Annotated in this window: 1 pseudogene; it reads right to left on the bottom strand. The window is 62.3% G+C overall.

Features of this window, described 5'->3' with window-relative positions:
- Positions 1-403: pseudogene (locus R0J88_RS18890) on the bottom strand (GMP synthase (glutamine-hydrolyzing)); the annotation flags it as partial.

Raw genomic sequence — 403 nt, 5'->3', positions numbered from 1 at the left:
GTCGACGGTCTCGACGGCACGAATGGCGATGACCCACTCGTAACGACGGCCATCGCCGACGACGCCGACGGACTTGACCGGCAGGAAGACGGCGAACGCCTGGCTGGTCTTGTGGTACCAGTCGAAGTTGTGCAGTTCTTCGATGAAGATGGCGTCGGCCTCACGCAGGATGTCTGCGTATTCCTTCTTCACTTCACCGAGGATACGCACGCCCAGACCCGGCCCCGGGAAGGGGTGACGGTAGACCATGTCGTAGGGCAGGCCGAGTTCGAGGCCGACCTTGCGGACTTCGTCCTTGAACAGTTCGCGCAGCGGCTCGACCAGTTCCATCTTCATGTCGTCCGGCAGGCCGCCGACATTGTGGTGGGACTTGATGACGTGGGACTTGCCGGGCTTGCTGGCA

The organism is Pseudoalteromonas sp. SIMBA_162, from assembly GCF_046535955.1.
In the GTDB taxonomy this organism is placed as follows: domain Bacteria; phylum Pseudomonadota; class Gammaproteobacteria; order Enterobacterales; family Alteromonadaceae; genus Pseudoalteromonas; species Pseudoalteromonas marina.
The sequence above is the reverse complement of the archived record's forward strand: the minus strand, read 5'-3'. Positions and strand labels throughout refer to the sequence as shown.